At 41.3% G+C, this 23,652-nt stretch carries 13 protein-coding genes; 2 read left to right on the top strand and 11 right to left on the bottom strand.

Annotated features, from left to right (window positions below; genetic code table 11):
* Window positions 1-159 precede the first annotated feature (159 nt).
* The 7 genes from B5D47_RS06275 to B5D47_RS06245 form a co-directional block, all read right to left on the bottom strand.
* Complete coding sequence (locus B5D47_RS06275; RefSeq protein WP_078930985.1) at window positions 160-10,863, bottom strand: Ig-like domain repeat protein; 10,704 nt, start codon at window positions 10,861-10,863, stop codon at window positions 160-162.
* A 194-nt stretch (window positions 10,864-11,057) separates the two neighbouring features.
* Window positions 11,058-12,413, bottom strand: a complete 1,356-nt coding sequence (locus tag B5D47_RS06270) for a glycoside hydrolase family 28 protein (protein WP_078930984.1) — start codon at window positions 12,411-12,413, stop codon at window positions 11,058-11,060.
* A gap of 195 nt (window positions 12,414-12,608) precedes the next feature.
* A complete protein-coding gene (locus B5D47_RS06265; protein ID WP_078930983.1) occupies window positions 12,609-13,598 on the bottom strand; it encodes a pectinesterase family protein in 990 nt (329 codons plus the stop codon).
* A 142-nt stretch (window positions 13,599-13,740) separates the two neighbouring features.
* Window positions 13,741-14,736: an alpha/beta hydrolase gene (locus B5D47_RS06260; RefSeq protein WP_078930982.1), complete on the bottom strand. Its 996-nt coding sequence runs from the start codon at window positions 14,734-14,736 to the stop codon at window positions 13,741-13,743.
* 215 nt (window positions 14,737-14,951) lie between these two features.
* Complete coding sequence (locus B5D47_RS06255; protein ID WP_078930981.1) at window positions 14,952-16,256, bottom strand: pectate lyase family protein; 1,305 nt, start codon at window positions 16,254-16,256, stop codon at window positions 14,952-14,954.
* A gap of 232 nt (window positions 16,257-16,488) precedes the next feature.
* Window positions 16,489-18,633, bottom strand: a complete 2,145-nt coding sequence (locus B5D47_RS06250) for a heavy metal translocating P-type ATPase (protein WP_234969932.1) — start codon at window positions 18,631-18,633, stop codon at window positions 16,489-16,491.
* Between the two features lie 104 nt (window positions 18,634-18,737).
* Window positions 18,738-19,040, bottom strand: a complete 303-nt coding sequence (locus B5D47_RS06245) for an ArsR/SmtB family transcription factor (RefSeq protein WP_078930980.1) — start codon at window positions 19,038-19,040, stop codon at window positions 18,738-18,740.
* Window positions 19,041-19,203: 163 nt separating this feature from the next.
* Between B5D47_RS06245 and B5D47_RS06240 the strand changes: the two genes are divergently transcribed.
* Both B5D47_RS06240 and B5D47_RS06235 read left to right on the top strand, forming a co-directional pair.
* Window positions 19,204-21,198, top strand: coding sequence for an ABC-F family ATP-binding cassette domain-containing protein (locus B5D47_RS06240; protein WP_078931038.1), 1,995 nt, complete (start codon window positions 19,204-19,206; stop codon window positions 21,196-21,198).
* Between the two features lie 56 nt (window positions 21,199-21,254).
* Entirely contained in the window at window positions 21,255-21,659 is a 405-nt protein-coding gene (locus B5D47_RS06235) for an acyl-CoA thioesterase (protein ID WP_078930979.1), read from the top strand.
* Between the two features lie 137 nt (window positions 21,660-21,796).
* Here the strand turns inward: B5D47_RS06235 and rpsU are convergent, their stop codons facing one another.
* From rpsU to B5D47_RS06215, 4 genes are all read right to left on the bottom strand, one after another.
* Window positions 21,797-22,003, bottom strand: coding sequence for a 30S ribosomal protein S21 (rpsU, locus tag B5D47_RS06230; protein ID WP_078930978.1), 207 nt, complete (start codon window positions 22,001-22,003; stop codon window positions 21,797-21,799).
* A gap of 99 nt (window positions 22,004-22,102) precedes the next feature.
* Entirely contained in the window at window positions 22,103-22,495 is a 393-nt protein-coding gene (locus B5D47_RS06225) for a flavodoxin domain-containing protein (protein WP_078930977.1), read from the bottom strand.
* Window positions 22,492-23,064 (bottom strand): DUF3793 family protein, encoded by a 573-nt coding sequence (locus B5D47_RS06220; protein WP_078930976.1) that lies wholly within the window; start codon window positions 23,062-23,064, stop codon window positions 22,492-22,494. Before B5D47_RS06220 ends, B5D47_RS06225 begins: the two co-directional genes overlap by 4 nt.
* A gap of 323 nt (window positions 23,065-23,387) precedes the next feature.
* Window positions 23,388-23,651 carry a Txe/YoeB family addiction module toxin gene (locus B5D47_RS06215; RefSeq protein WP_078930975.1) on the bottom strand — a complete coding sequence of 88 codons (264 nt, stop codon included), beginning with the start codon at window positions 23,649-23,651 and terminating at the stop codon, window positions 23,388-23,390.
* Window position 23,652: the final 1 nt, after the last annotated feature.

Raw genomic sequence — 23,652 nt, 5'->3', positions numbered from 1 at the left:
CGGCCGGAAGTTCCGTCCGGAGCCGCGCTTTCCAGTGTTCCGTGGCATACGTGCCACTTCATTCAAAAGCGGGATTTCGCAGGCTCACCCGCCGCTTTTGAACGGCTGCGCCGCACTTCCAATCGCTAACGCAAAAAATGCCACTCCCAAAATCAGCCGCTATTTCTCTCCACGCAGGAAGTCCACGGCGAACATATCGGAGTTGAATCCGACGGCGAGTTTATTTGATTTATTATTTTTATCAAGAACATCCACAACAAGACTCATCTTATACTGACTGCCAGCCTGTTTTTCGGAAGGTGCTGTCATGGATTCCCATGTCTCATCTTCAACAAATGCAACCTTAACCGCTTGAGTTGTATCAAGTTTTGTGGCATCCATATAAGTTACAACCGGTTTTGCATCAAGTCCTTTTTTTGAAGAATCTTCAAGTTTTATGTCTGTCCATCTTCCAACTGATGAAGTTGCGTCTATCTTTTTCCAACCGCCAGTAGGATTTTCCGCAATTCCATCTGCAAAATATCCATAATAAAGCACTCCAGCAATTGCATCCTGACAAACAATATGAAGTCCCCCAGAAGAATCGATTTCCATACTTACATAACGACCAAAGTCTCTCACTCCAGAAGGACTATTTACATCTTTATAAGTCCAATTAGTGTCATTATTAAGAAGCGGTGCAGTTGACGTTCCTTTTGCCAGTCTCAAAATGCCAGAAGTTGAACTCTTAGTTACATAATAGGCAACAACAGGAACAGGAGTTCCGCCCTTTTCAAGTAGAACTTTTATGTCAGACCATTTTCCAACATCTCCACCAGAATCTTTATCATCCTTACCATCGACAACAAACTTATTTGCAACAGAAGAATCCGCCGCAAAAGTGTGTTGTGCCACCAAGTCAGTAGAATTATCTTTATCAAGATTCGGCTTCAATTCAATTTTTCCATACTTGAGACAGTGGGAATAAGCATCATAATAGCTTATATAGACATGGAAATTATCAGTTCCATCAGCTTTAGAAGAGGACGCATAAGTTCCTGCAATCTTTATATTTTGGAACTGGTTCTTCATTTTATCACCACCGATATATTCAACAGAATACTTATATTTTGAAGTATCCTGAGCCTTCATTTTTTGTCCGTCACGCATAAGAACAAGACCAGGGCCGTAAGTTCCAGAATTCAAAAGTTTGTTGTCAAGGAATGCAACAAACACCTGCCCATTATCCTTACTAGTAGAAGGAACTGAAATAACACAAGTATCAAGTTGGCTCGCAGAATTTTCCATTGCGGCATTTGCAGATCCAAAAAGTGAATATGCCCTTTGCTTTCCAAGTATATTATCCCAGACCATATTGTCATCTGCAGCCCAATATCCATACAAGGTATTATCAGGAAGAGCAGTATTTGCATTTTTACCATACTTCTCATCATTTAAATATTTGCTATCGCTATTCGCCAATTTTTCCATCGTACCCATTATCGGATTGTAACTGTCAGCAAACGTCGTTCCTACATTCCAGACGCTGATGTATCTGTCGTCGGTCCAGAAGTTTGTTCCGGCGGTGTTTGCGGCGGCAAGACCGAGAGTTTCTTTGTCGCCTGCGACATAGCCTTCTTCTATATTGCAGCCGCTGTTCTCGTTCGTGTTGTTTCTTGTTGCAACTCCGCCAACTACGACTTCAACCCAGCGTGAATATTCAGGTGCTTTTACGGTGATTTGTCCGGCTGTTGAAATTTTTCCAGTTTCCGTTTCGGCGGTAACGGCGTCACCGACAACAGTTTTTCCGGCCGCGGTTGTCTTTGACTTGTAGAACTTGACCGTGTAGCTTTCGCCTTCCGCAAAGTTCATTCCCTCAATTACCATGCCTTCGCCTGCGCGTACAGGGAATTTTCCAAGTCTTGAGCGGTTTGCACTTCCAGAAACTGCCGGATAAATGCTCTTTATGTACGGAACAAAGTCCATACCGTAGTGCGGTGTATGCGTCTCCTTCGTTGTCTGCACTGTTGACCCGGCGGACTTGTTCGCTGCGGCATCCTCGGCGGTAACGTCGACAGTCTGTCCTGTCTTAACTCCGTAAGGCGTCATATCAATCTCAACGCGGAAATTCACCCTGTGCCCCTTCTGGCTTGGTTCGGTCACGGTCTCCACGCTGACGGACTTTATGTTTTTCCATGACGTAGAGAATTCCGTAATCCATCCGCCTTTCTCGTACTCGGCAATCTGATATTTCTTTCCGTCCGGCTCGGTCAGATAGAGTTTTCCGAGCCTTGTCTCGTCGTATGCGGTTCCGTCAATGTAGACACGTCCTGAGACACCCGGTTTTGTCTCCGTCCCGCCCGGCAGATCTATGTGTCCGAGCGGCTGTCCGTCCTCGTCGTATACAAAGCTTGCGTCATCCTTGCTGTTCCACCAGAACGGCCTGATTGAAGCCTCCGGGATTATGTCGTCCTCGACGTTCACGACAACAGGAATTTTCAGGAGCGCGTAGAGCGAGCTCTCGCCCTGAACCGTCTCCTCCGTAGAATCCCAATACGTGACTCCGAACCAGCGGTAGTTCTTGGCGTCACCCTTCCAGCTCTCGTAGTTTCCAAGCGTCTCCTTTCCGATTATGAATCCGTGGTATGCGCCGGAAATTCCGCCTGCGTCCGCGGTGAGCGTGTGTGTTCCGTCAACAAGAATTTTCTCGTTCAGAAGCTCCGCGATTGTTCCGGCAGTTCCTTTCTTGTCGGCAATCTCCAGATCGGCCGCCGTTGACTTCAGTTCAAGAAGATTCGATCCGTCAGCATTTTTCGTCGTGACTCCGACTGCGGAGGATTCCGCATTGTCACCGGAAACCGTGTAGGCATATTTGAGCTCTCCGTTTCCGCCGACAATCTCCGTAAGCACAAGCATCTTGTCAGAGGCGACAAAGCCGCATCTGTTCGGAGAGAGCGCTGCGTTTCCCTGAACCTTTCCGTCCGCCGCAAGCAGCGAATAGAAGCTCAGCTCGCCGTATTCAGTTCCGTTAGCGGTCGCCTTCTCGCTGTCGGTGCTGAGAACCGGTCCCGCGGAATTCTCGTTGTAATAGTCGAATTTTCCGTTTCCGTTCAGGTCGGTGGCAAGATAAAGCCTTGCCAGCCGCGGTCTGTTGTTCTGAACGCTCGTCTTTACATAGCCTGAATTTATGTTTCCGGCCTCGTCAAACGCCACGACATGAATTTCCGCCGGTCCGTCAGGAATGTTGTCCGAATACAGGCTTGCCGTCCACCTGTACTTTGAGCCTGTCTGCTTGACCATCTCCACAAGTCCGTCGCCGTCGTCGTTCGAGACAGTTCCGTCAGAATTAAATCCCTCCGTAATCTGGTGGTCAACAAGCATCGCATATATGAATTCCGCGGACGTATATTTTGAGTCCACCTCGTCGGCAAGAACCGCCACATCGCCTGTAATCGATGCTATCTTGTGGTACGCCCCGCCGATTTTTACAAGTCCGAGTGTCCTTATGTTCCGGTTTCCGCCCAGCCCGCTGAACGTCACGGTTGATTTTCCGTCACCGTCAGTGGCGACTGTCACGGTCTTTACAAGAGCCGGAAGTCCGTCATCATTTATATAGACGGAATTCTCCGCACGTGAACCCGAAAGCTCCACCCTGTTGTCATGTCCGGAATCGCGGCCGTACATCGGGCTGTAGACGCGCGCCGACGACGTGCCGGCCGCCGCCTTCTTGAAGTAGAACGCGACATAGGCAAGTCCGGAACCGCTCTCGTCAAGCTCGTCGCCGAACGTGTAGTATCCGTCGGAATTCTCCACGACGTTCTCCGTGCCCACAGGCTTTCCGAGGCTCATCAGCCGCAGACTGTCGGCATGTTCCATAGTTTCCGTTGAACTTCCGTCCGTGCCGTAGAGAGTTGGCGCTGTGTTGTCAATCTTGAACGCATAATTCGTTTCAACTTCAGAATGCTGTCCGTCGTTCAGCGAAAGCGTTGCATAAACATTTCCTTCTTTTGTCACATTGATTGGAATAAAAACCGTATATTCTGCTGTTTTTGCACCAAAAGTGATTGTTCCGTTTGAACTTGCAACTTCGCTTTCAGAACTCTCAAATCCATTCATTGCTGAAATATAACCGTTTCCGCTTTGCATTCTCAAACCAACATCAATTACGCTCGAATCATCGGTTACAACAGTTTTTAAATACCAGAATTTTGCTTTTTTGCCGCTAAAGCACATTCCTGCAGAATATGATTTTTCCCAGACAGGAACAGAATCACGGTCCGTTGGCTGTGAAGCAAATCCCACAATATACGCTTTTTCAACACACGGAACTCCAGAATCAACATAAATTCTAATTTGACAAATTTTTGCAGAATCTGCATCTGGATAAGCCAGTGAACTTGAAGTGCCGTTTTCGTCATAAGATTCGACTGTAAACCGAAGAGCTTTAATTGCTTCTTTTTTTTCGGCTTCTTCAATTTTGATTTTTGAAACGTCGATTCCTGCTTTCCAGTTTCTTGTGCCTTCTGCAATAATTTGAGCTGGATTTTCCAAAATATTGCCTTTTACGACAATTCCAGTTCCAGACAAATCATCAATCGGCTTCCAATCTGTAGAATCCGTAATTTCGCCGTCAATCGAGTACTCAACTTTTGTAATTCTCACAGAAGAAATTTTTTCGTCATCGTCGGCGCTTCCCTGTAAAATCACAGTGCTTCCAGTTTTTGCAAAATCTTCGTGAGATGTAACTTCCACAGTCGGAATTCCGCCACGGACATTTACAGGAATTTTTTCTTTTACGACTTCAGCATTTCCGGTTGCATCTTCAACATAAAAATAAACCGGAACATTTACTTTGTTTTTGTCACCAGAAATTTCTTCTGCGTATTTTAGACTTCCGTCAGCATTTTTAGCAGTCGCATAATAAATTAAACTTTCCAAATTTTCTGGTTTTTCAAACGAAGATGAATTGAATTCAATTTTCCACTGAGGTTCTTTTAACGGCTCTGAATAGTCATTGATTGTTTCGCCGGTGCTCGTTCTTAAAGGAATCCAGCCGTCAGAATTTTTGGTTACTCCAGTCTTTACCTGTTCTTTTGTCGGAATCAAGTAATTGAATGTCGAAATTCCGCTCGGATCGCTTCCTTTGCCGGTAATTGCGCATTTTCCAGTTATATTTTCAATTGAGTTTTCATCTATCGAAACAGTCGGCGCAGCATTATCTATCGTGGCATTAAAATCTTTTGAACTTGTTCTTCCCGATTTATCAGTTGCCGTAACCGTAATTGTATTTTTGCCTTCAACATTAAAATTTCTTGAATCAAGCGCTCTTACTGTGTAAGACAATTTTCCGTCAGAAGATAAATCGCCAGTCCGTTCAAGTTTTCCTGTCAAATCCAAAACTTTATTACCAAGACTAAGCTTTACATCGTCAAAAGCAGAATCGTTCATCGAAACGTTTTCTTCAATTTCAAATTGAACAAAAAGATAAGGACTGTTATTTCCAAGATTTATGCCAAAATTGTATGGATCTTTCCAAACCGATTCTTCAATAGAAAGTTCAGTTCCAGACGAAACCGCACATTTTATGTTCTTTAAAGATGGGGCGGTTTTATCGAGAGAAATTCTTACAGGATTTTGGTTATCCGATTTTTCACTCGAATTAAACTGAATGAACGGTCTTTCCAATTTGCCGGCATTTTTTGTATAAAATATTCCGCCCTCAAGATCCTTTGCGTAGAAATAAATATCGTAATTTCCTTCGTCCGAAAGTTCAAAACTCCAGGTTTTGTCCGAAGAAAGCTCAAGTTTTTTCCAACCGCTGCTTTGTTCAGGAGTTTTTTCTAAATCCGCAGAATCAGTTGAATAATACAAGCCGTCAATTCCGTCGTCGTCGCTTACGCTTCCAGATATCTTGCTGTTGCTTACAATCTGACCAGAAGTTTCCAAAGAAATAATTTTGATTGTCGGGCGGTCACTATTTTGGTCAATTTCAAGCTCGAAAGGTTCTGAGTAACCGACGTTTCCAACTTTATCGACAGCCTCCGCCTTAAAGAAATATTTTCCGTCAGAAAGTTTTGCCGTGTTGAATTCTGCGCTCCAGTTAGAATCTCCATTTATTTCAAGTTTTAAATCATTCCAGTTTTCAATTGCAGAATTTTTGTCAGTTGAATAGAAAATTCTTGTCACTTTATCAAATCTGCCGTCGCCAAAATCATCTTTGTCGTCTGCGCTTCCTTTTAGCGTAATCGTTTTGTTTACTTGAATTCCTTTAGCATCTGAATCAGCATCTTTTGGAGAAATAAATGTTACCGTCGGAGATTTTTTGTCGATTACCAGGTCAAAAAGTTTTATTTCTGGTGAATTTCCTGCATTATCGAAAATTTTTGCATAAACTGTTTTATTTCCGGCAGATAATTCTGCGCTCAAAACCGTAAATTCAAAATTCTTTTCGTTAATTTCTTCAGATTCGCTCAAAACTGCATCTTTTTCAAATTTTCCATTATCAAGAGAAAGCTGAACTTTTGAAATTCCACTCAACTCGTCAAAAACAGAACCTTTTATTACAACGTCGTTTTTGCCGTTGCTAAGTTTTTTGTCCGCATCTTCAATTATGCCATCTACAAACAGAGAATTTTCCTTTAATTCTGGATTTTTTGAATCCACTTTTATAATCCATTCTGCCGTCTGCTCATTTCCAGCCTTGTCACTTGCATAAAGTTTTAAGTGATTTTCTGTGCTGTTTTCAAAATCAGATACAGTAATATTGAAGAATTTGAAATTTCCTTTTTCTGAACCGTTAAGGCTCGTTCCTTGAGAGAGAATTGTTCCGTCTTTGTTTTTAAGTTCGTAACGAATACTTTTTATTCCGCTGGTTGCCTCTTCAAAACAACCGTCAAGCATTAGCGAAGTAGAATTGAACCAAATTTCCGCAAAATCGCGCGCATTCATTTTTACCTGGGCACCGCTTTTTCCAAACAGAGAGTACTTTTGATTTCCGTCAATCTCGTATTCAGCCTTAAATTCCGGTTTTGTAACGTCAAAAATATATTTTACTTCTGCCTCAGAACTAAGTCCGTAAACATTTGTCGCCGTAAAAATTCTTGTCGTTTCTCCACAATCAGTTGCCGGAGCAGGAATTGTAATTTTCAATTCCTGTTTTTTATTATTTTTTTCAATTGCAACATTTCCAGAAATTTTTTCTCCCTCTCTCCAGACAAGAGACGCAATCTGGTTTTCATCTTTTACGCTCGCAGTTACAATTATGTCCTTATTTGAATAAAGGAATTTATTTTTCTGCTCATTTGAATCCGCATCTGTAACAAGAGAAAGACTTGGAGCAAAATTTTTTATTTCTATGTCGTCTGACGATTTTGTATTTCCTGCTTTATCCGTTACTTCGACCCTAAAGCGGCTTGTTCCTTCTGGAACGTCTTCTTTTTCGAGAATAAACGTATAAACTTCAAATTCCTTTGTTGTGCCGTCAGCTTCTGTGACTGTTTCTGTCGTTTTTTCCGGTGTTTTTTCAACAGTTGTTCCGTTACGCAAAAATTTTACATCTTTAATTCCGCTTCCAGAATCTCTTGCTTTTAAAACAAGCTTTGTCGGCTCAAATTTTTCAAAAGTCTTAATTTCCGGAGATTCCGAGTCCAAGGTGATTATTATTTTTGCGCTCGGATTTTCAGAAATTTTAGAAACATTTCCGGCATTATCGATTGCAGCAAGATAAACCGTATAAGGAACATTTTCCTTATACGAACTTAAATCAATCGGAGCCGACCACTCAAAACCAGCATTCGTTGCAGAAATTGCGCACTTTTTCCAGATTGAAGCAACGTTTTTGTAAAACCCTTTTTCGTCTTTTTCGGGTTCGTTTTCAGAAAGAATATAAAAGAAACTTTCGCCCAAACCAGAACAGTCTGTTTTGTCAGCTTTTTCGGAAGGATCTGTTACAGTTCCGCGCAGAGTAAAATAATTTTTATTATTGCCGTATTTTCTTACAAATCCAGCCTCATCTTTTTCTGCATCATTAAAAGATTCGCCGTTTACGCTTTCAATTGTAAATTTTGGAGGCAAAGTATCGACAATGTATGAGAATTTTTGTTTTGAACTTTGACCAAAGCAGTCCTCTGCCTTAAACCAAAGAGTTTTTCCTTCGCTTCCAGTTTTTTCTTCAAAATTCCAAGAAAATCTTCCGTCACTTCCTGCATTTTTCGATATAGCAATTAAACTTCCTTTGCCAGAACAATCTGCGTCAGAATAACATCGGATTTCCGCAGAAGAATCGTCTATCGAACCTGTAATCGTAAACTGAGAATTTGCAGCCTGAAAAGCGCCGCTCACGTTTGAAACCGCAAGTTGAGGCGCGCCATTGTCTACTGCAATAAGGAACGGTCCGGAACTTCCTGTACTGTAAGATGTCTGAGAAAGCTTATCTTCTGCAAAAACTTTTACAAGGTAAGCGCCTTCATCCTTTGGGAGTTTGTCAAATTTTAAGGTAAAACTTGTTGAACCACCAGCATCTATTTTGATAACGGTTGCTGAGTTTTCATTCCATTCAATTTCATTGCCAGATACAACTTGTTCAACATCAACTTTCTGATAGAAAATTTTGATTGTTTTTATGCCATCATCGTCTTCAACAGAACCAATTAAAGTGTGATTATTGTCTGTTCCGAGAATATTTTTCTGTCCGTTTTTTATTTCTGCGACTGTTTTTATCTTATCATCAATATTTGAGAATTTGATTTTTGGGCTGTCGCTGCTTTGATTTATTTTTACAGTTTTTGTCTTGATTCCTTCGTTGCCAGAAGTATCATTTGCGTAAATTCTTATTGTAAGTTTTTTGTTGTCCTCAAATTTTGTAGTATCAACTGTAAATCCAGAAGAACTTATATTTGAAACCGGGATGCGTTCGCTTTCTTCGCCATTTTCCAGCATCAGTGAATATTCGGTTCTGTTTATAATTCCGTTGTCAGTAATATTTGCTTTTACGGTGATTATTCCGTTTACGACTTCTTCATTATCTTCTTCAAGAATCGGAGTTACAGAAATTTCTGAAATAACCGGAGCTTCATCGTCAAAATTTACCTGAACCTGATCTGTTCCGCGGTTACCGTCAACACTTTTAATTCCAGCCTGAACAAAAACTGTAAATGCCGATTTTCCTTCAAAAACAGATTTTGGAACATTAAGAGAGAATTTTCCTGTATTTTTGTCAAAATTTATTCTTCCGTCCGCAGACGAAGCAAAAAATTCATCTTCTGTCGAATCAATGTATGCAAAAAGCTCGATTTCAAGGTCGTCCTGACTTACAGTTGCAGTTCCAGAAAGTTCAAATTCTTTATTTGCATAAAAACTTTTTTCGCCGTCAATTTTTACAACTGGAGCGGCAGCTGTTGCGCTTAATTTAAATGCATATTCATTTCCGGCGTTGTTTGCTTCGTTGTCGTTCTGATCATAACAATCAACTCCCAAAACATAATATTTTCCGGCTTTTAATTCTGGATGAATAACGCTGTTTACTTCGACAATCACCTTATAAGCATAAGAACCAACCGGAGTGATTTTTGATTCGCGTTCGGAACGCTGCTCTTCTGAAAGTTCATTTAGAATTTTTCTGTTTCCGTCGGAATCTTTTTGACCTTTCCATGGAGCAAGCAATGTTATTTTTTCGGCATTTTCTATGATATTTCCATTTTTGTCACATTCTTGCAGAAAAATTCCAATCGTGTCTTTGTCGAGAGGAATTTGGTCAAGTCCGGCAGAAATATTTACCGTTTGCTTGGTTTTATTCATCAGTTCGCACGAAGAATCGTTCAAATAGCCTTTTTCCTGATTTGAGCCAGACGCATTTTTCAAGTCATCAAGTCCAGTATAACCAGAGAGCTCGTAAGAAGGGTTGTTCAGCGGATTGAGAGAAAAAACTGCTTTTTGAAGCTGTTTTTGAGAAAGCGCGGACTTTACTTTTTCGACAATTTCGCGATTTTCGTCCGTAACGTCATAAGTTCCATTTAAAATATAGTAAGCATTTGTAAGTTTTACTGTTTGAATTACATCGGAAGAAATTTCATTATTCAAATAAAAATAAGCGGCACCGTTTCCTTTGTCGCCATCTTCTTCTGGAATTTTACGTGCAGAATCATAAACTGAAATTTTGCACCAGTATTTTTTTGTTCCAGCATTTTTGTCTGTTCCATAAATGCTTTCGTAGGCTTCGCTTCCCCATTTTGCAACAGACAAATCGATTGTGGGAGGAACATTTTTTAAGGTAACTGTTTTTTTGAGCTGGTCTTTATCATCACCTTCCGCGCTGTAAATTTCCACTTCGATAGAATCCACATTGCTTGAATCCATTACACTTCCGGTAATCGAAAAATCCTGTCCGTAAGAATCGGCGCTGCTTCCGTCATCGCTAAATTTGGTTGAAGGTCTTGTAAGAGAAAGAAGAGGCGGAGTGTTGTCGATTACAAAACCTCTAGTTGCGCCACTTTTGTTTCCAGCAGTATCAATCGCCGTAACCGAAACTTCATAAGAACCGTCCGGAATTTTAGATTCTGAGAGCGGATTTATTTTGCAAGTCCAATTTCCGCCGTCTTTTCCACCTTCTTTTATAATTGTCGCCTTAAAAGAATCGTTTTCCGGATATTTCTTTTTAGTCGAAGTATTTGTAAGAACAACGTCTATGTCCTTTAATTCGCCGTCATCGCTCCAAGTTCCGCTAATTGTAAATTCGTCGCGGACAATATAATCTGCTGACGGTGAATTTATTTCAACTGTCGGAACTTTTGTATCAATCGAATCTCCAAGTCCTACTTCGCAAGACAAAAAAATTCCACAAAAAACGGTCAAAACAACCGCAAAAACAGAAAGTAAGTTTTTTTTCATACTCTCTCTCCCATAATAAAACTTTTTATCTAACAAAATATTATACAGCTTATAAACTTTTTGTCGAGTTATTCAATATGAATGAGAAACAAAAGCCTGTTTCAAACCTCTTTGCACATAAAAAAAGCCGGAAAACTTGTCGTCTTCCGGCCTTTTCGTTCAATTTTGAACTTTATAATTTGCAAAAAGAAAAATTATTCGTAAATAAAGGTTTCTTTTGGACCTTCGATTGTTACATTTTCGAATTTTGCGCCTGGAGCGTTTCTTACGCGGAAACTTTTTACGCTGACTTCTGGCAATCCGTAGAACATGTCGCTTTCCATTGGTGAGCGGTCAGAACTTTCATCTGTCGTAAAATGGCAGTCACGGATTTCGAGGTTATCAATCGGCATTTCTGGCAATCCAACGATAAATCCGGCACTTGCCTTACAGCCAGTTCCCTTGCAGCCAATAATTTTTACATTGTGGATTCTAGGAGTTTCGCTTGTTACAGGCATTTTTTCGAGGCTAAAGAGCGGAGATTTTGTGTCTGTAATTCCACATTTGTAGTACATATTCATTGCAATCGGACAAAGAGTGTCGTTCATTACAAGATTTTTTAATTCAATATCGTTAATATCGCCACCGCGTCCACGGCGAGATTTAATGCGGATTCCACGGTCTGTACCCGACAAATCGCAGTCGCTTGCGTGAATTCCGCTCATTCCTGCGGCAGTTTCCGAACCAACAACAATTCCACCGTGTGCGTTTCTTACTGTGCAACCTTTTACTTCAACATTTACAGTTGGACGGTTTACGCGGATTCCGTCAGGACCAGAGCCAGATTTAATACAAATTCCGTCATCGCCAACGGCAACAAAGCAGTCAATGATTTTTACATTTTCGCACGAATCAACATCGATTCCGTCTGTGTTTGGCGCAGTATATGGATTTTCGATGTGAATTTTTTCGAGAGTTAGATTTTTTACATAAACCGGATGAACTGTCCAGAAAGGAGAATCTACAATTTTAATTCCTTCGAGAACAACATTTTCGCAGTTAATAAATTCAATAAGAGCCGGGCGCAAGAACTGAGTTTCGCGTCCACCGCCACCGCCAGCCTGATTTTCGTAGCCAGGATTCAATTTTGCAAGCGCGATTTCGTACGGTTCTTCTGGTTTTGACTGCTTACGTGCTTTTTTATCTTTTACGGTTTTCCACCATTTTTCGCCATTGCCGTCAATTGTGCCTTTTCCAGTGATTTTTACGTTTTTTGAGTCGGCAGAACGAACAAGGGCATGCATTCCGTAACATTCTACGCCTTCCCAACGGGTAAATGCAGGAGGATACAAAGCTGGATCATCAACAAAAACTATTCTTGCACCTTCAGAAAGCTCAAGTGTTGTGTCCGACGGAATATCGATTGGACCTGTAAGCCAGTTTCCAGCATCAACAGTAAGTTTTCCACCTCCGTTTTTTGCAATTTCTTCAAACGCAGTTTTAAAAGCTTCTCCGTTGTTAAAAACACCGTCTGGTTTTGCACCGAAATCTTTTAGGTTCAAATTTTTCATTTTGTCTGAAAATCCTCCATTTTAATAATCACTTTTTATTTTGACAGCTTTTTATTCAATTTAAATTTTCCACGCTGCTTAAATAAGGTTTCTTTTTATTATTACTGACCGCAAAACTTACGGCAAGACTTTAAAAAGAAGTAATTTTGAATAAATACGCGGTTTTATTAAATAAATTGTTCAATAAACCACAGTTCAAACCGACGGCGCAAATTCGCTACGAAGAGAATCCGCTTCCTCTTTTTTCATAAAATATCCGTGCGGATTTCTAACTGCCGTATTGTCTGCTATTTCGTCGCCATTTGAATTTATGCGCTTTGTGCCAAATTCCCGCCAACCAAAATCTTTGCAGCCTTTTTCAGGATAAACCGTTTTTTTGCCGTCTTCGTCCGTCCAAATTCTATCATCGTAATTTTCGTCAATCTTGCAGTCAATCAAGGCAATGCTGTCCCAGCGGTCAACACTGTCTTTTGTTCCTGTTCCCTGACTTCTTCCAATCCAAAGTTCGCTTCCTTCCGGTCTTTTGTCTGCCGTAAAAGTGCAGTCCACAAAAATAAATCCCGGTCTTGAATTTAGCGCACGGCTCTGAACAACATAAGCAGGTCTAACTCCAGGACGGTTGTCTTCCCTTGTGTGAATTTTACAATTTACCCAAACCGAAGTGTCACAATATCCCCAGATAAAATCAATGTCGCCTGTAATGTAGCAATCTTCAAAACGGCTAAAACCTTTTACGTGAACTGTGTCCTGACGGCTTATAAACCGCATGTTCTGGCACAAAAGGCTTCCGTTCTGGTTATGAAAACACAATGCTTCCGCCTGATTTCCCAAAGAAGCGTCATCGCAAGTTTTTAAGTGAGTATTTTCAATCGTAAAACCGCGCAACGTAACTTCAGACGCATTCGGTCCAATCACAAAAACAGCACGATTTTCTGTATCTTTATGAAAAGCCTCGCAATTTTCTGCAAGCAAGACAATATCTTCCGGTTTTGTTCCAGGCATACCTTCAAGAATCAGCGGATTTGGAAGGTTATACGAAAGAATTCCAGGATATTTTCCGGCAGCAAGCAAAATGCGCACTGGGGTATCAATATCAATCGAACCGCTGGCCGTTATTTCCTTAATTTTCTTAAAAGTCTGGGCAATTATTCCCGTATTCGACGGAGCAATTTTAAATTCAACCATATAAACATCCTTACTTTTATAATTGTTGATTATATTATGCGCAAAAAGCACACACTTGTCTTTATTTTCAAAAATTGCAAAACTTCATTCCCGCACAAAAAGAATAAAGCAAAAATGCAACTTCAAAAATCCATCCTATTTTTTAATTATATTTTTCGACAAATTTTGTCAGTTCTTTTTCGTATCTGTCCCAATCCTCAATATAAGAAATTGCATGAGGGACGTTTTCAAAAAGAACCAGTTTTGTCTTTTCTGGAAAACGCTGCTTGTAAAGCATAAAATTCGTTACGGTCATTTCGTAAGGAACAGTATGGTCGTCGGTTCCAGTCATAAACAAAAACGGCAACTGAGTTTTTTCGAGGGCCTTTAAGGTTGAATATTCTTTTAATCCAAAGCCGCCGATTTTTTTGCAGTACCAGCCGGCAGAATCAAGAAGAATTTTTGCAACTCCCGGCCAAATGTGCATTTCGTCCGTCATTGTCCAGCGCACGATTTCGTAAGGTTCGGTAAATCCGCAGTCGGCAATGATTCCACGCACATTGTACGGCAAATCCAGCCCGGAAGCCATTGTGACAGTTGCACAGCCCATGCTAATTCCGCCGACAAAAAGCGGCAAGTCGTTCCCGTAAATTTCATTGATTTTTAACATCCAGTCGCGGCAGTCGTAACGTTCCTTTATTCCAAAAGTAATAAATTTTCCTTCGCTCAAACCATGCGACCTTTGATAAGGCATAACAACGTTAAAATTCATCTTATGAAAAAATCTGGCAATCGTCGCAAATTCCCGCACAGGTCCAGACTGAAAACCGTGCATTAAAAGAACAGTTCCACGGCAAGAAGAAGAATTTTCAGAATTCCAGACAAGGGCTTTTAATTTTAAGGAATCAAAACTCGTAATTTCAATTAAAGGAAGATTTAAAGAATCAATATATTCGCTGTCGGCAAGATGACGCTTGTAATTTTCTTCGCCAGCATAAAATTTAATCTCGTGCTCGACAGTGCGCTCTTTTGTAGCCCGGCTAAAATTCGGCAGAAAAACAAAGTTGTAAATGCAAATGTTAAAAACAGCGACAAGCGCAGCTACAATTCCACAAATAATTCCAGCAATTTTTGCATATTTAGAAACATTTTTTTTCATATAAACATTATGTAACAAATTTGCGTTTTATGGAAACCTCAAAAGAAGTTTTTTTTGCCGGCCAATTAAAAATTTTTAAGAGGTTTTTGGAGCACAATCAGCCTTCTAACCCGTCTTGCGCCCTTCCGCTTTCGCTGCATTTTCAGGGCGGTTAAAAACCACCCTGAAAACTTCGGGGCTACAGCCGGGGCTAAGTTTTACCTGAAAAGTTCGTTTTATTTTTTTACCAGGACTTTTCCGTTTCCGGCACCGGCTTTTACAATCTGCTCAACGCTTTCTGCGTTGTCCGCCTTGTAAGAATAATAATCAGCAGGAATCCATTCCGGTTTTTGCGAAAGTCCGGCGGTTTTTATATTTTTGCTCGCAACATCGTACATTGAGCCAAAAGTGTTTGAAGTGACAGACTTTTCTTTGTCTGCAAAAGAATTTGCCTCGCTGTAAATGCGGCATTCTGCACGGCGGTCAATTCCGCGGCTTTCTGTGTTTGTATAAAGATTGTTGTAAATATGTACCGTCGCAAAACGAACCATTGGAAGACGCTGAGTACATTTGTCGTACCAGTTGTGGTGAAGCGTAATTGTCTGATGAAGCCTGTCGACAAATTTTTTGTCGCTGTTTCCAATCAACATAGTTTTGTCATGGTTGTAGAATTTGCACCAGCTTACCGTAACAAAATCATTTGTATTCGTAATATCGCAAAGTCCGTCGTAAACCTGCCATTTTACGCTTTTTCCGTCTTTTGTAAGGTATTTGTCAGATTCAACTTCTTTGTGGCTAAATTTCGGACTCAAAGAACAATGGTCTATCCAAACGTATTTTGAATTTTGAATTGCGACACAGTCAAAATCTGCGTTTAAGCCGTCAGATTCTTCAATTTTTGGAAAAGGATTGTAACAGTTTGTAAAACTCAAATTTCTTACGATTACGTTCTGCACCTTTTTAATGCTCACGCTTCCGCCTCTAATTCCAGAATTTTCGTCAAGACCGATTAAAGTCGTATTGTCCTGCAAACGCAAAAATACAAGCTCGCGCCAGTAATTGTTGAGTTCAGTGCGAAGTTCTGCAATTTTTCCGCTCTGATCCTCATCGTAATTAAAACTTGCAGTGTATTTTTCTTTCCATTCTTTGTAAGAATTTACAGGAAGAACAGTTCCGGCTGTTTTTTCTTTTAAGAGTTTGTCCATCTGGGCAGTTGAACCGTTTACTGTTTCTGGCAAAAGAGAACCGCTGCCAGTGTCGGTCATGTCGATTATACCTTTTACATAGATAATCCGGCGATCGCCTTGTTTTAAGGCAGAAAGCAGTTCTTCGCGGTTAGTAACAGTCAAGACGACAGAAGCGCCTTCTCCTCCATTTGTGCCGTAAGCCGACGGCGGAACAACGGCATTTCCGGAAAGATCTTTTGTACCGGCAAAAGAAGCCCAGCCGTCAGATTTGTCATTGGCAGAAATTTGAGTGGCAAAAAGCCCCGCAACAGAAAAAAGCGCAACACAAACAGCGCTAATAAAATTTTTTTTCATAAAAAACTCCAGAAACTCTCCAAATACAGATATTGTAGCAAGCAGACAAAATCTAAAACACAACAAATCTATAAAAAACAAGTTATTATAAAAAATTATGAGGTAAAAATCAAAAATCCGGCTTAAGGATTGGAGTACCGCCAAAGGCGTTCGTAAGCAGCCTGCTGCGTCGAATGGAGCGATAGCGGAAGTACGGAAAGCCTGACGGCGGCGAACCGCCGGAAGCCCCTTTTTATTTTCTTAAGATTCGCATTGCATTTAAGACAGCAAAAAATGTTACTCCTACGTCGCCAAATACGGCCAGCCACATTCCTGTCACGCCGAGTGTGCCCAAAACCATTATCGCAACTTTTATTCCGAGGCTTAAAACTACGTTCTGCCAGACTACCGCCATTGTACTGCGGCTGATTTTAATAGCGTCGATTAAACGTTCCGGCTTGTCGTCCATTATGACTACATCTGCCGCTTCGATTGCAGCATCGCTTCCAAGCGCGCCCATTGCTACTCCAACGTCTGCACAGGCAAGAACCGGACTGTCGTTGATTCCGTCGCCAACGTACACAAGACTGCCTTTTTTTTGAGTTTTTTGTTCAATGAGTTCTTTTACGCGGTTTACCTTGTCTTCCGGCAAAAGCCCTGCAAAAAGACGGTCGATTCCAAGTTCGCCTGCAACAATTTGGGCTGTTTTCTGGTTGTCGCCGGTCAACATTGCTGTCTGCCGTACGCCGCATTTTTTTAGGGCGCCGATTGTTTTTTTTGCATCTTTTTTTAATTCGTCGCTTATGACTATGCAGCCTTTGTAAACGCCATTTTCCGCAACATGAACTGTTGTTCCGGCAAGTTTTTTTTCTTCCAGTTGAATTTTGATTTTTGGGTCAATCTGAATATTTTCTTTTTCCAGAAGTTTTTCGTTTCCTGCAAGAACTGTTTTCTGGTCGAGTTCGATTTTTATTCCGTGGCCGCTGATTTCCCGGGCATTTTTGCGAATACAAAGCTCGCAGCAACTGTTGCCGAGTCCGTTTTTTAAATTCATTTTCTGGTGTGCGCTGCAAAGCGATTTTGAAATCGGGTGAACCGAATAGTATTCTGCATGGGCCGCAAGCGCCAAAAGCTCATCTTCGCCGACGCCTTCAACCGCAAACACCTTTGAAACCGCAAATGTGCCTTTTGTGAGCGTGCCTGTCTTATCAAAAACAGCTGTATCAACTTTGCTCAAGGCTTCTATATAATTGCTTCCTTTTATGAGAATTCCATGACGGCTTGCGGCTCCAATTCCGCTAAAAAACGAAAGCGGAACCGAAATTACAAGAGCGCAAGGACAACTTACAACCAAGAACATAAGCGCACGGTAAATCCAGGTGTGCCAGCCGTACTGAGCAAAAATTTCCGGCGCAAAGACACTGAGTGCGAGCGGCGGAAGAACTGCAACGCAAAGAGCGAGAATGCAAACGATTGGAGTGTAGTATTTTGCAAAACGGGTAATAAATTTTTCGCTTTTTGCCTTTGCTTCGGCAGCTTTTTCCGTCAATTCCAAAATTCTTGTGACTGCGCTTTCGCCATAAGTTTTTGTAACGCGAATTCTTACAACGCCCTCGCTGTTTACAAATCCAGCCAAAATTGCACTTCCCTTCTCAACTTTTCGAGGAACGCTTTCTCCGGTCAACGCGCTCGTGTCCATAAATGACGAACCTTCTTCAATTTCGCCGTCGAGCGCAACTCTTTCGCCAGGTTTTACCTCGATTATTTCGCCGATTTTTACATTTTCCGGTTTTTCTTCCTCAACTTTTCCATTGCGGACAACAAAAGCCTTATCCGGCCGAATATCCATCAACGCGCTGATTGAATTTCGGCTTTTATCAACGGCATAATCCTGAAAAAATTCCCCAAGATTGTAAAAAATCATTACGGCAACGGCTTCGCCAATTTCACCTACAAAAATCGCTCCAACAGAAGCAATGCTCATCAAAAATTTTTCATCGAAAATTTCACCGTGCAAAATATTTTTTACGGCAGATTTTATAACATTTTTTCCGCAAATTATGTACGCCACAAAATACAAAACAAGAAAAACAAGCCTTTGAATTCCAATCGAGCCAAATTGAATTGAACCCAGAATCTGTCTAAAAACCGAAAGGTGCTCAACCGCAAGTGCAGCGCCAAAAAGCACAATCGCGCAAATTATCTGTCTGAGCGAAAGTTCGCCTTCTTCTTCGTGTTCGTCCTCTTCGTCGCCGCAATCGTGGCTGTGGCAGCAAGGGCATGAATATTTGTGACGGTGATGCTCGTGCTCATTTTTACATTCTTCTGTTTTACATCCGTCAGTTCTGTTTTTTTCTTCTATATTGCTTTTTTCAAAATCTTCCATCCATTTTTCCATAAAATCCTCCAATAAAACTCCGCGTTAGCGGCAAACCACAAATGACAAGAATCACAATTTGTAAAAGCAACGCATGAACAAACTGCTATGATAAAAATCAAAAATCACTCGCAAACGTGCTCTATTCCTTGGTTCAAAATCGAAAGAACGTGGTCGTCGTCCAAAGAATAATAAATCTGCTTTCCGTCACGTCGTCCGCGCACAAGCTTGCTGTCTTTTAAAATTTTAAGCTGATGGCTGATTGCGCTGTCCGTCATTCCAAGCAAGGAGGCAACTTCGCCAACAGATTTTTCTCCGTCATGCAATCCAAAAAGGATTTTTACACGCGTCGAATCCCCAAAAATCTTAAAAAGTTCGGCAAGGTCAATCAAAACATCTTCGTCTGGCATTTTAATTTCGTCTTTCATAAACCTCCTATTCTTGAACATTTGAATAATTGTTCAAATGTTCATAATTTATTTATACTTTTCTTTTTCTCTCCTGTCAACAAAATTCCAAAAATTTGATATATTTTTTTTGCACAGTTTCCTTACTCTTCGTGCAAATTTTTCCGTGCGTCAGGAGCGTTTTATGAATATCTTATCTATCAGCAACCTTGCAAAATTCGGACGCGAAAGTCCTTTATTTACCGGAGTAACATTCGGCTTAAACGAAGGCGAAAAAGCCGCAATCATCGGCCGCAACGGAACTGGAAAATCAACACTCCTCTCTACAATCGCCGGAGTTCTCGAACCAGACGAAGGAACTGTCGTTATAAACAAAGAAAGCGGAGTAAGTTTTTTAAGCCAAAATCCGCATTTTGACGCAAACGACACAATTCAACAGCACATTTTTAAGTCAAACAGCCCAAAACTTTCCAAAATCCGCGAATACGAAGAACTTTGCCTCTTAATGGAAAAAGGCTTTAACCAGGAACAGCAAAACCGCTTCGACAATCTTACTCTCGAAATGGACAAAGGCTCTCTCTGGAACTACGAATCTCAAGTCCGCTCGATTTTGAGCACTCTCGGAATCAAAGATATGACGCGCAAAATGGGAACTCTTTCCGGCGGCATGCTCAAAAAAGTCGCTCTCGCTCAGGTTCTCGTCGAAGACACAAAACTTCTTCTCCTCGATGAACCAACAAACCACCTCGACATCGAAACAATCTACTTTCTGCAAAATTATCTGCACGAAACAAAACGCACAGTTCTTATGGTAACCCACGACCGCTATTTTTTGGACGCAGTCTGCAGCAGCATTTACGAGCTTGACCGCAAACGCCTCAAACTTTACGAAGGCAACTATTCAACTTATCTCGAAAAAAAGCAAATTGAACTCGAAATCGAACAAAATACAGAACGCCGCATAGAATCAGTTCTCCGAATTGAACGCGACTGGCTCATGCGCGGTCCATGCGCCCGCGGAACAAAGGCAAAAGCCAGAATCCAGCGCGACAACGCCCTCATAAACCGCGAAAAATTCTCGCAAGACAAGGGATTTTCGTTTGAAGTGGCAGGACGCCGCCTCGGAGGCAAAATCCTCGAACTGCACAATATTTCCAAAAATTTTCCAAAAGGCTACGTCGGCGAAAAAGAAGCCGGAGATTCAACCGCACAAAACTTTACGCCAGTGCTCAAAAATTTTTCCTACAAATTTAACAAAGGCGAAAAAATCGGCATCTTCGGAAACAACGGCTCAGGAAAATCCACACTCCTAAACATCATCACTGGAACAATTCAGCCAGACACCGGTACAATCGAAAAAGGCGAAAACACATTCATCGGCTACTATCAGCAAAATCCGGTTTTTCCAAACCTCAACCTGACAGTCCTCGAATACATAAAAGAAGCGGCCGAAATCGTACACCGCAACAACGGAAAAGACCTGAGCGCTTCCCAATTTTTAAACGAATTCGGTTTTGAAGGCAAAATTCAACATTCAATGCTCTCCACACTTTCCGGAGGCGAGCGAAAACGCGTTTTTCTGGTACGGCTCCTAATCACAAACCCAAATTTTCTCGTCCTCGACGAACCGACCAACGACTTTGACATTTTTACAATGAACATTCTCGAGCAGTTCCTCACCGACTACCAGGGCTGTCTTTTAATCGTAAGCCACGACCGCTATTTTATGGACAAAATCGCCGACACACTTTTCATAATGGAAGAAGACGGCAGCATAAGCGGTTTTGTCGGCAAATGTTCCGAATACCTGCAAACCCTGGAAGAAAAAAAGAAAGAACTGTCCAAGAATACAAAGGGGAAGGACTTCCCCTCGCTCCCAAGCCAATCCGCTCCACGAACCGGCTTGTCCGCTACCCCTTCTGCGGGCTCAGACGCCGCCCGCAACGCCTGCTCGCCAGAAAAACCGCGCCGCCGCACTTATAAAGAACAAAAAGAATTCGAGGCTCTCGAAAATGAAATTCTCGAACTCGAAGAAAAAAAATCCGTTCTCGAAGCGCAAATGGCCGATTCAGACTTTACAAAAGCGCGCAAAGCCGGCGAAGAATACACAAAAGCCGAAGAACGACTAAACCAGGCTTATGAACGCTGGAGCGAACTGGCAGAACTGTCAGAAAATTAAAACCGCGCTTTAATGCGTTTTATATTTTTTTTACTTTGTGCTACACTTTTCTCATTATGAAAATTACAACAGTATTAAAAGTTCGTCCCTACGAATGCGACTCTTATAACCACGTAAACAATGCAGTTTACTTAAACTATCTGGAAACCGCCAGAATGGACTTCCTGGAAAAAATCGGTTTTAACTACGACGGAATCTTCAATGCAGGCTACTATCTTTTTGTAACCCACGTAGACATTCACTACAAAGTTTCTGCAAAAATGCACGAAGAACTTTCAATCGAAACCTGGCCAATCAAAATGGGCGCAGTTTCTGGAACAATGCACCAGATTATCAAAAAACCGGACGGTCAAATCAGCGCCGAAGCCGACGTAACCTGGGCCTGCGTAAACCACGAAGCTCATCCGTCAAGAATTCCGCCGGAATTTATGGTAGACGGCCTTAAACCAGAATCAAACTAAACAAAAAAATGACCGTTGGCAAAAGCTTCACATTGCTTAAAACCAACGGTCATTTTTATTTATCTTTTTCATTGTTTTTTTGTTTGCTATATAAATAAAAAAGGCCGCCCATTTGAGCAGCCCGTTCACTTTAAGAACTAGTAATCTTTTTTTTCTGACTTGCGTCTTTTGTTAAAAAGTTTGCGTTCCAAAGCAGTTTTCTTCTGATGATTCTCTGCAGAAGGCTTTACATAGTATTCGCGGCGTTTACATTCACGAACAATGCCCTCTTTTTCAACCATGCGCTTAAAGCGTTTAATTGCTTTTTCGAGGTTCTCTGACTCGTCTACAACGATTGTTGCCATGTAATTTCACCTCCTTTCCTCGGTGTTCCGATAAGTTCGATTAGTATATGAAAAATTCAAAATGAATTCAACATATCAACCGCTCAAATTTCAAAAAAACTAGTTTAAAAGCGCCTTTGCATCTTCAAGAGCCTGAGAATCTGGAGCAAGCTGAGCTTTTGCAATTCCCTTAAGGTTTGCTCCAGCAGCTTTTACACGTTCGCCCCAGTCGCTGAGCATTTGACCGTCGCCCCAGTCGTACGAGCCAAAAAGGCCTATGGTTTTTCCAGAAATCTGGCCTTCAATTCCCGAAAAAAATTCTTCCATTGAGTCTTCAAGCTGTTCGGCGCCCATTGCAGGACTTCCCAAAAGAATCAGCTCCGCAGAAAGAACTTCTGAAGGGTCGGCTACATCGGCAGTGCTAAAATATGCATCCGGCGCCGCCTCCTTAATTGCATTTGCAAGCTGTTCCGTATTTCCTGTTGTTGAAGAATAAACAATTGCTGTTTTCATAAAATTTCCTCCATTTTTTTATATTTTTGTGCGGCAAGAGGAACGCTAAGTCCCTGCCTGAACCACGACATACAAATTTCAGTGCAGAGCCTGTACTTTTTCATTAAATCAAGCGCAGCCTGCTTATCTCCATAAACTTTCCAAAATCCGCTAAAAACACAGTTTTTGGCATTTTGAGTCTCAAAACCTATGACATCTTCGAGCGGATAACCCAAAAAAAGTCCAGTTTCGTGCGGAAAAGAGCTTTCGTGGGCAAGCCGAAACAAAAGCTCGCTCAAAATTGAATTAAAACCCTTTTCAACTTCATAATCTTTCGTTTTTAAGTATTCCTGGTTTTTCTTTTTGGAACAAACTTTTTCTAGCAAGCTTTTATCGTAAACAAAAATCAAAACCCGTCCGTCTTCTTTTTTAATGATAACAAAAAAACGCCTGTCTTTTGAAAAATTTTTACGCCAGGAAAAAAGCCGGCTTCTATTAATTGAATAGAATTCATTTTTAAGGCTAAAAAGGCTCGCAGGTTTTATTCCGCAGAGCGCAGGAGCGCTGCAATGAATTACAGTTTCTTCCATTAAAAATTCCCAAAAATATGGCAGTACAACACTCCAGAGAAACAGTCAGAACTTAAGAATCGTACTGCCACGAGGTACACTCAGGTTAGCACAAGCTAACTACATTTGTTAGTATACACTAACAGTATTTTTATGTCAATTGAATTTTCTTTTTTTTAGAATTTTACTTTTTTGAAGAATTTAAACCAGAAAATTTGATTTTTAGAAAAAACATACCCCGGATTGTAACGGCGCGAATGCGTCCGCCCCGGCGGATGAAGCAAAGCGGAACCGTGAAAAGCCGCTCGACCGCAAAATATGGTCCGGTTCTATATTACATAGAACTATTTATCATCATAATGATTTTTACATTGAATTACTTTTATTAAACCGTCTTCTATTTTGTATACAAGCCTATTTTTTTCGTCTATCGTTCGAGACCAATATCCGCTTAAATTATTTTTTAATGGCTCCGGATGCCCTATTCCGTCATTACCGTTTCGTTCAATATCACTTAGAAGTTGATTTATTTTCTTAAGCGTTTTTTTATCTTGCGTTATCCAATAGGTATAATCAGCCCAGGCATCATCAGAAAAATCTTTGTGCATT

The sequence above is a fragment of the Treponema berlinense genome (genome assembly GCF_900167025.1).
Taxonomy (GTDB): domain Bacteria; phylum Spirochaetota; class Spirochaetia; order Treponematales; family Treponemataceae; genus Treponema_D; species Treponema_D berlinense.
This window is presented reverse-complemented; position numbering and strand designations above follow the sequence as displayed.

Bases quoted from the DNA above. Each gene is read 5' to 3' on its own strand.
- B5D47_RS06275 (WP_078930985.1), bottom strand. From the start codon at position 10,863: ATGAAAAAAAACTTACTTTCTGTTTTTGCGGTTGTTTTGACCGTTTTT.
- B5D47_RS06270 (WP_078930984.1), bottom strand. From the start codon at position 12,413: ATGAAAAATTTGAACCTAAAAGATTTCGGTGCAAAACCAGACGGTGTT.
- B5D47_RS06265 (WP_078930983.1), bottom strand. From the start codon at position 13,598: ATGGTTGAATTTAAAATTGCTCCGTCGAATACGGGAATAATTGCCCAG.
- B5D47_RS06260 (WP_078930982.1), bottom strand. From the start codon at position 14,736: ATGAAAAAAAATGTTTCTAAATATGCAAAAATTGCTGGAATTATTTGT.
- B5D47_RS06255 (WP_078930981.1), bottom strand. From the start codon at position 16,256: ATGAAAAAAAATTTTATTAGCGCTGTTTGTGTTGCGCTTTTTTCTGTT.
- B5D47_RS06250 (WP_234969932.1), bottom strand. From the start codon at position 18,633: ATGGAAAAATGGATGGAAGATTTTGAAAAAAGCAATATAGAAGAAAAA.
- B5D47_RS06245 (WP_078930980.1), bottom strand. From the start codon at position 19,040: ATGAAAGACGAAATTAAAATGCCAGACGAAGATGTTTTGATTGACCTT.
- B5D47_RS06240 (WP_078931038.1), top strand. From the start codon at position 19,204: ATGAATATCTTATCTATCAGCAACCTTGCAAAATTCGGACGCGAAAGT.
- B5D47_RS06235 (WP_078930979.1), top strand. From the start codon at position 21,255: ATGAAAATTACAACAGTATTAAAAGTTCGTCCCTACGAATGCGACTCT.
- rpsU (WP_078930978.1), bottom strand. From the start codon at position 22,003: ATGGCAACAATCGTTGTAGACGAGTCAGAGAACCTCGAAAAAGCAATT.
- B5D47_RS06225 (WP_078930977.1), bottom strand. From the start codon at position 22,495: ATGAAAACAGCAATTGTTTATTCTTCAACAACAGGAAATACGGAACAG.
- B5D47_RS06220 (WP_078930976.1), bottom strand. From the start codon at position 23,064: ATGGAAGAAACTGTAATTCATTGCAGCGCTCCTGCGCTCTGCGGAATA.
- B5D47_RS06215 (WP_078930975.1), bottom strand. From the start codon at position 23,651: ATGCACAAAGATTTTTCTGATGATGCCTGGGCTGATTATACCTATTGG.